Source organism: Amycolatopsis tucumanensis (genome assembly GCF_021654135.1).
Classification (GTDB): Bacteria; Actinomycetota; Actinomycetes; order Mycobacteriales; family Pseudonocardiaceae; genus Amycolatopsis_E; species Amycolatopsis_E tucumanensis.
In genome coordinates, this window is the sequence record NZ_JAKGSD010000078.1 from 1 (window position 1) to 7,912 (window position 7,912).

Annotated in this window: 7 protein-coding genes; 4 read left to right on the top strand and 3 right to left on the bottom strand. The window is 72.7% G+C overall.

Annotated features, from left to right (window positions below; genetic code table 11):
• Positions 1-2,147: ATP-binding protein (locus L2C96_RS40775; RefSeq protein WP_237339913.1), on the bottom strand; the 2,147-nt coding region annotated here is incomplete at its 3' end.
• Between the two features lie 103 nt (positions 2,148-2,250).
• Here L2C96_RS40775 and L2C96_RS40780 point away from each other — a divergent pair.
• The 3 genes from L2C96_RS40780 (at position 2,251) to L2C96_RS40790 (ending at position 4,455) form a co-directional block, all read left to right on the top strand.
• Positions 2,251-3,204: a helix-turn-helix transcriptional regulator gene (locus L2C96_RS40780; protein ID WP_237339914.1), complete on the top strand. Its 954-nt coding sequence runs from the start codon at positions 2,251-2,253 to the stop codon at positions 3,202-3,204.
• Positions 3,205-3,300: 96 nt separating this feature from the next.
• Positions 3,301-4,158, top strand: a complete 858-nt coding sequence (gene ku, locus L2C96_RS40785; protein ID WP_026153379.1) for a non-homologous end joining protein Ku — start codon at positions 3,301-3,303, stop codon at positions 4,156-4,158.
• A 93-nt stretch (positions 4,159-4,251) separates the two neighbouring features.
• Positions 4,252-4,455: a hypothetical protein gene (locus L2C96_RS40790; RefSeq protein WP_020422828.1), complete on the top strand. Its 204-nt coding sequence runs from the start codon at positions 4,252-4,254 to the stop codon at positions 4,453-4,455.
• Here the strand turns inward: L2C96_RS40790 and L2C96_RS40795 are convergent, their stop codons facing one another.
• Together L2C96_RS40795 and L2C96_RS40800 are read right to left on the bottom strand one after the other, a co-directional pair.
• Complete coding sequence (locus L2C96_RS40795) at positions 4,456-5,346, bottom strand: 2-hydroxyacid dehydrogenase (RefSeq protein ID WP_237339915.1); 891 nt, start codon at positions 5,344-5,346, stop codon at positions 4,456-4,458.
• Positions 5,343-6,638 carry an MFS transporter gene (locus tag L2C96_RS40800; RefSeq protein WP_237339916.1) on the bottom strand — a complete coding sequence of 432 codons (1,296 nt, stop codon included), beginning with the start codon at positions 6,636-6,638 and terminating at the stop codon, positions 5,343-5,345. Before L2C96_RS40800 ends, L2C96_RS40795 begins: the two co-directional genes overlap by 4 nt.
• A gap of 110 nt (positions 6,639-6,748) precedes the next feature.
• Between L2C96_RS40800 and L2C96_RS40805 the strand changes: the two genes are divergently transcribed.
• Entirely contained in the window at positions 6,749-7,480 is a 732-nt protein-coding gene (locus L2C96_RS40805) for an IclR family transcriptional regulator (protein WP_020422825.1), read from the top strand.
• The last annotated feature ends 432 nt before the right edge of the window (positions 7,481-7,912 follow it).

A 7,912-nucleotide genomic window follows, 5' to 3' on the forward strand; every position in this document is an offset into this window, starting at 1 on the left:
CCCTTCGCGACCAGGGCCGCGATTTCCGATTCGCGGGCGGTCAGCGGGTTGCGCGAAGGGCTGGCCGGCGCCGCCGACATCCGCCGCTCGTCGAGGGCGAACGCGACCGCCTTTTCGAACGTCATCGAAGCCCCGCGGGCGTACTCCTGCTCGAACACCTGCCGTCCCAGGGCCTCGCGCGCCGGGAGCGCGGCGTGGGTCTGCGAAACCTGCTGCAGCGCCGGTTCGATCCGCCCCGCCCCGGACAAGCGCCACGCCGTCGCGGCGCAACCGAGCAGCCGCGCCGCCCGGTTGAACCGCCGGTCGGCCGCCGCGCACCAAGCCAGCGACTCCAGGCTCAGCGCGATCCCGGAATGATCGCCCGCGGGCTCGCGCAGGCGGATCGCGTCGCGCTGGAGGCGTTCCGCGCGCTGCAGATCACCGCGCCGCCACAGCGCCAGCCCCAGCACCCACACCGCCAGCGCGGTGTACCAGGGCGGATTCCCGTGCGCCGCGCACAGTTCGACCGCCTGCTCGCCCGCCTCCTCGGCGTTCGGCTCGCTCAGCACGAACCGCGCCAGCGCCAGGTACGGCAGGATCTGCAAAGCCAGCCCGTTGTGCCCGGCCGCCCGGCACACCTCGTGCGCCTCCTCCAGCAACTCGCACGCCCGCCGCGGATCACCCAGGAAGTAGCGGCTCACCCCCTCGCACACGAGCAACTCGACGCTGATCACCGGGTCGTCCAGCTCCGCCGCGATCGACCGGTACTCCCGCAGCCGCCCGGCGAACCCCCGCCGCACCCCCAGCCACGTGCAGGTGAGCAGCGACGCGTGCAACGCGCGCGCCCGCTCTCGCGACGGGCCGCCGTCGAGTTGGAGCACCCGGTCCAGCCACCGGCTGCCCTCCAGCAGGTGCCCGCCCGCGATCCAGAACGTCGACAGGTTTCCCGCCATCTCCAGCGCCGGCCGCGGATCCGGCTCCTCCAGCCACGCCTCCAGCGCCGCGCGCAGGTTCGCGTGCTCGCTCTGCATGCGGGAGATCCACTCCTGCTGACGCGAGGTGATCTTCTCCTCGGTGAACCGGCGGGCGAGCTCGCGGTAGAAATCGCGGTGCCGCCGCGTGGAACCGGCCGGATCACCGTTCTCCGCGAGCCGCGCCGCGCCGAACTCGGCAAGCGTTTCCAGCATCCGGTAGCGCGCGTTGTGCCCGTAGGTCTCCCGCACCCGCACCAGAACCGATTTGTCGACCAGACCCGCGAGCACGCCCAAGACCGAGTCGCCGCCGATCTCGTCGCCCGCGCACACGAACTCGGCCGCGGGCAGGTCGAACCCGCCGCGGAACACCGACAGCCGTTCCCACGCCCGCTGCTCGGCGGGCAGGCAGAGCCGGTAGCTCCAGTCGACGAGCGCCTCCAGGCCCTGCTGCCGCGGTGGCGCCGTGCGGGAGGCCTCGCTCAGCAGCGCGAACCGGTCGGTCAGCCGGTCGTTCAGCTCGGTCAGCGACAGCGTGCGCAACCACACCGCGGCCAGCTCGATGGCCAGCGGCAGCCCCTCGACGTGCCGGCAGATCGTCGCGATCAGCGCCTCGTTCTCGGCGGTGAGCGCGAACCCCGGCGACACGGCGGCGGCGCGGTCGGCGAACAGCGCCATCGCGTCCCAGCCGCTGGTGCCCTCGGTCGTGCCCTCGCGGTCGGGCAGGCTCAGCGGCTCCACCGGCAGCAGGTGCTCGCCCTCGACCGAGAGCCGCTGGCGGCTGGTCGCCAGGATGCGCAGCCCGCTGGTCGCCGCGAGCAGTTTGCCGATCAGCGTCGCGCACGCGTCGGTGAGGTGCTCGCAGTTGTCCAGCACCAGCAGCACCTGGCGGTCGCCGAGGAACTGGGCGAGCCGGTCCGCGGGCTCGACGGCCTCGTCCCGCAGGCCGAGCGCGGTGGCGACGGTCTGGGGCAGCAGCGCCGCGTCGTCCAGATCCGCGAGTTCGGCGAAGTGCACCCCGTCCGGGAACGCGCGTTTCAGCCCGACCGCGGCCCGCACCGCGAGCCTGGTCTTGCCGACCCCGCCAAGTCCGGTCAGCGTCACCAGGCGCGCGGCGGACAGCAGCCGCCGGATGTCCGCGAGCTCCTGCCGCCTGCCGACGAAACTGGTGAGCTCGCTCGGAAGTGTGCCCGCCACCGCAACAGCGTAGTTCGCCCGGACGGTGATCGGTGGGGTCGTGATGCTGAGGAAATGATGAACTAGGTCAGTTTCCGTCACCGATCGGTCGCATTCTGGAACCATGACGGACACCCCGGGGCGGCTGCTGACGCTGCTGTCCCTGCTGCAGACACCGCGCGAATGGCCGGGCACCGAGCTGGCCGCGCGGCTCGCCGTCAGCACCCGGACGATCCGCAGGGACATCGACCGGCTGCGCGGGCTCGGGTACCCGGTGGAGTCCACGATGGGCGCCGAGGGCGGGTACCGGCTGGTGGCCGGCGCGGCGATGCCACCGCTGCTGCTCGACGACGAAGAGGCGGTCGCGATCGCGGTCGGCCTGCGCACCGCCGCCCGCCAGGCGGTGGCGGGAATCGACGAGGCCTCGGCCAGGGCGCTGGCGAAACTCGAGCAGGTGCTGCCCTCGCGGCTGCGCCGCCGGGTGCGCACGCTCGGCGCGGCGACCGTGCCGATGCCCGATCCCGGCCCGCCGGTCGTCCCCGAGGACCTCGCCGCGCTGGCCGCCGCGATCGCCAACCACGAGCGCGTCCGGTTCGGCTACCGCGACGCCGAGGGCCGCGAATCCCGCCGCCTTGCCGAACCGCACCGCCTGGTCGCCGCGGGACGCCGCTGGTACCTGGTGGCGTGGGACGTCGACCGCGACGACTGGCGCCTGTTCCGCGTCGACCGCGTCCGCCGCCCCCACGGCACCGGCGCCCGCACCACCCCGCGCCAGCTGCCCGCCGACGACGCGGCGGCCTTCGTCACGGCCAAGCTCTACCGCACCGCCCCGACGCACCGGGCGGTGGTGACCCTGCACGCGTCGCTGGCGGAGATGCGCCCGCGGGTGGAGAACGCAGGCGAGCTGACGGCGACGGGCCCGGCCGCCTGCCGGCTGGAGACCCACGCCGACACCCTCGACTGGCTGGCGTTCCGGCTGCTGGCCCTCGGCTGCGAGTTCGAGGTCCACGAACCGCCGGAACTGGCCGCGCACCTGCGCGCGCTCGCCGGCCGGATCACGCGCGCCACCAGCGGCTGAGCACCCGGTGCGGCCGGTTGGCCGCCTGGTGGCGCGCCCGGTTCTCGCGTAACGTCCGACCTGCGGTTATGTCGGCAGGGAGCGGAGGGCCCGGCGATGCGATCGATGTGGAAGGGCTCGGTGTCGTTCGGGCTGGTCACGATCCCGATCAACCTCTACGCGGCCACCGAGAACAAGAACGTGTCCCTGCGCCAGGTGCACGTCACCGACGGCGGGCGCATCCAGTACAAGCGCTTCTGCACCATCGACGGCGAAGAGGTGCCCTACGCCGACATCGCCAAGGGGTACGAGACCGATGACGGCGAGATGGTGGTCATCACCGACGAGGACCTCAAGGAGCTGCCGCTGTCCAGCTCCAACGTCATCGACGTGCTGGAGTTCGTGCCGCTCGAGGCCATCGACCCGCTGCACTTCGACCGCCACTACTACCTGGAGCCGCAGAAGGCCGCGGTCAAGCCGTACGTGCTGCTGCGCGACGCGCTGCACAAGTCCGGCAACGTCGCCATCGCCAAGGTCGCGCTGCGCCAGCGCGAGACCCTCGCGCTGCTGCGCGTGCACGCCGACGTGATGGTCATGACCACGATGCTGTGGCCGGACGAGGTGCGCACCCCGGACTTCGGGTTCCTGCGCGACGAGCTGCCCCAGGTGCGGCCGCAGGAGCTGAGCATGGCCGGCTCGCTCATCGAGTCGCTGTCCGAGCCGGTTTTCGACCCGGACAAGTACACCGACCAGTACCGGGAGGCGCTGGAATCGGTGATCGAGGCGAAGATCGCGGGCAAGAAGACCACCCGGCCGAAGGGCCGCTCGCCCAAGACCGACGTGGTCGACCTGATGGCGGCGCTGGAGGCCAGCGTCAGCGAGGCGAAGAAGGCCCGCAAACCGGCCAAGCGCACGGCCGCGAAGAAACCGGCCGCGACCCCGGCGCGCAGCCGCCGCTCGCCGAAGAGCGCCTGACGTCACGCCGACACGCCGGGACCTCCTCCCACCTTCCGGTGAAGCGCGGTGGTACCAAGGTGCCGCAACACGAACCGGCGGAAGGTGTCAGACATGGAGTGCCCCAGCTGCGCACGGGACCTCGACCACTGCCACGGCACCCTCGTCCTGCACGTGGACGCCCTGGTGGAGTGCACCGAACCGGACTGCACCGACACCGACCTGGTGCGGCACAGCCTGACGATCCGGTGCGACGAGGTCGACGGCGGCTGCGTCTGCACGGCCGACTACGTGGTGGAGTACGCGCAGGCGTCCTGATCACCGCACCACGTTGACCAGTGGTTCGCCCCGCGCGAACCGCTGGAGCTGCTGCTCCACCAGCCGCTTCGCCCGCGGGTAGAACGAGTCGGAGCCGCCCGCCACGTGCGGGGTGATGATCGCGCCCGGCGCTCGCCACAGCGGGTGGTCCGACGGCAGCGGCTCCGGATCGACCACGTCCAGCGCGGCCCGCAGCCGGCCCGCCGCGACCTCCTTCGTCAGCGCCGCGGTGTCGATCGCGGTGCCGCGGCCGACGTTGACCACCAGCGCGCCGTCCGGCAGGGCCGCCAGCTCGGGCGCCCCGATCAGGCCGCGGGTGGCGGGGGTGTCCGGCAGGATCAGCACCAGGATGTCCGCGGACGGCAGGAGTTCCGGCAGCTCGTCGATGCCGTGCACACCCTCGCGCGCGGTGCTCGCCACGCGCACGACCTCCGCTTCTCCGGCCATGAGGTACCGCTCGATCGCCTTGCCGATGGAGCCGTAGCCGACGAGCAGGACGCGCTCGTCCGCCAGTGACCGGGTGTGCTCGCGGTCCCACGAGCCGGTGCTCTGCTGCCGGAACCAGCGCGGCAGGTTCCGCTGGGCGGCGAGGATCAGGGCGAGCGTGTGCTCGGCGACGCTGAGGTCGTGCAGGCCGCGGCCGTTGGCGAGGGTGACGCCGTCCGGGATCAGCGGCAGGAGGCTGTCGACACCCGCGGACAGCGACTGCACGGCCTTCAGCGACGGCATCTTCGCGATCAGCTTCGGCGGCTCGGGCCCGCTGTCGTAGGGCAGGACGTAGAACTCGACGCCGTCCAGGCCGGGTGGCGTGCCGGTGCCGTCGTAGCAGGCGGTCTCCAGGCCGTCCGGGACGGTGAGATCGGACCAGGGCAGCAGAACTCGGGGTGTCATGTGACCTTCCTCTTCGGCGTGCGGACGGCGAGCAGGACCAGCGCGGACGCGGCCATCGTGCCTGCCAGCATCAGGAACGCGGCGGCGTCGGTGCCGGTCGCGGTGCGCAACCAGCCCACCAGGTACGTGCCGAGAAAGCCACCGAGCGCGCCGGCGGCGTTGACCAGCGCCACGGCGACACCGGCGGTGCGGCGCGGCAGCAGCTCCGGGATCATCGCGAAGAACGGGCCGTAGGGCGCGTACATCGCGATCCCGGCGAGGACCAGCAGCGGGAACGACAGCCAGAACGCGTCGTGGCCGGCCAAGTAGGAACCGTAGAACGTGACCGCGCCGCCGAGCAGCCACGGCCACACGTAGCGGATGCGCCGGCTGGTGCGGTCGGAGCGGCGCGAGTTGAGCAGCATCGCGACCACGGCGAAGGCGTACGGGACCGCGGAGAGGAGGCCGGTGGCGCCGATCCCGGCGGACGACCCGGCCTTCACGATCGACGGCAGCCAGAACACGAACCCGTACACGCCGATGCTCCACAGCAGGTACTGCGCGGACAGGACCAGCACGGCCGGAGTGCGCAGGGCTTCGCGGAGCGGGTGCACTCCGGTTGTGTCGGCGGTGCTCGCGAGCTCGGCTTGCTCCGCGGCGATCCCGGTGTCGACGGCTTCGCGTTCGGCCGGGGCGAGCCACGGCGCGTCGGCCGGCCGGTCGCGGACCTGCGCGCGGAAGTAGAACGCCCAGATCAGGGCGGGCACGCCCTCGATGATGAACATGCCGCGCCAGCTGGTGGCCTCGATGAGGTAGCCGGAGGCGGCGGACAGCCACATCACGGTGACCGGGTTGCCGAGGATGAGGAAGGCGTTGGCGCGGCCGCGCTCGGCCTTGGTGAACCAGCGCGCGAGCAGGACGACCAGCGCGGGCAGCACCGCGGCTTCGACGGCGCCGAGCAGGAAGCGGACGACGATCAGCAGCGGGACCGAGCTGAGCAGGCCCTGGAGCGTGGCGAGCGTGCCCCAGGCCAGGACCGACCAGAAGATCAGGTCGCGGACGCTGCGGCGGTCGGCGTAGAGCACGCCGGGGACCTGCAGCAGGAAGTAGCCGGCGAAGAACGAGGCGGCGATGAGGCCGGACGTCGAACTCGTGATGCCCAGGTCTTCGGACATGCCACCGGCCGCGGCGATCGAGAAGTTCGAGCGGTCCAGGTAGGCGAGGCTGTACGTGACGAAGACGATCGGGATCAGGCGCAGCCAGCGCTGCCTGCCCGGTTGGGTGGCCATGCCGGTCACTGGCGGGCTCTCCAAGGCGGCCTCCTTGCCGTTCTTTCCATGATGTGGAAAGCTATTCCGTATTGTGGTGCTCGATGAGTGTGGAACTTCCACCGGGAGACGTCAAGGGGTGGTGTGTGGCTGACATGGTGGGCAAGGCCCTGCGGGTGCTGTCGCTGCTCGGCGAGTACCCCGACGGGGTCGGGCTGTCCGAGCTCGCGCGCCGGGCGGGCTACCCGGTGAGCACGACGCACCGGCTGCTGGGTTCGTTGCAGGAACAGGGTTTCGCACGCAGTGATCCGGCGTCGAAGCGGTACGCGCTCGGCGTGCGGCTGTTCGAGCTGGGGCAGCGGGTGTCGCACGCGCGGGGGTTCGCCGGGGTGGCGTTGCCGGTCCTGCGGGCGCTGACGGAGCAGACCGGCGAGCCGACGCTGATGGCGGTGCTGGACGGGCGCGAGCAGGTGTACGTGCATTCCGTGCAGGGGCCGCGGCAGATCCAGATCCGGGGCGAGCCGGGGCAGCGGGGGCCGCTGCACTGCACGGCGATGGGCAAGTGCCTGGTGGCGTTCGCGCCGGACCGGGAGGCGCTGGTGGAGTCGCTGGAGCTGGCGGGCTTGGCGCCGCGGACGATCACCTCACGGGCGGAGTTCGCGCAGGAGATCGCCGCGGTGCGGTCCCAGGGCTACGCGATCGCCGACGAGGAGCACGAGCCGGGGATAAGGGCTGTCGGGGTGCCCGTGCTGGGCCCCGACGGGCACGCGATCGCCGCAGTCTCCACCGCGGCGCCGGCGTATCGGATGTCGGTGGCCGAGCTGGAGGCCTTCGTGCCCGCCCTCCACGCAGCGGCGCGGGAGCTGGGTGCGGTGCTGCCACGCTGACGGTGGCCGCGAGGCCCGGGGCGGCGCCGCCCGTGCCGGGAGGGGGCACGGCGGTTGGGGCGGTGCGGCCGCGCTGAGCGCGTTGCGACGCCACCCGCCCGAGCCGAGGCGCCGCCCGCGCCGCGCCCACGGCGTCCCGAGGCCAGGCGCCGCCCGCGCCCAGCCCCCCGGCGTCCCGAGGCCAGGCGCCGCAGGGCGCGGAGTTGGCGCCCGCTTCGCGAAGCGACGTGCGGCCGGGCGCGCGCAGTTGGGCCGCGCGCCGACCGCAGCATTGAATCCACGCTCGCCCTGCGGGTCCCACGCTCGCGGGTGGGTTCCGCGCTCCTGCTTGGCGAGGTGTCCAGGGCACCCACCGCCCTGCGCACGGACTCGCCGACCCAGCCGTGGAACCCACCGCCCCGCGCACGGGAACTTGCCGGCCCAGCCGTGGAA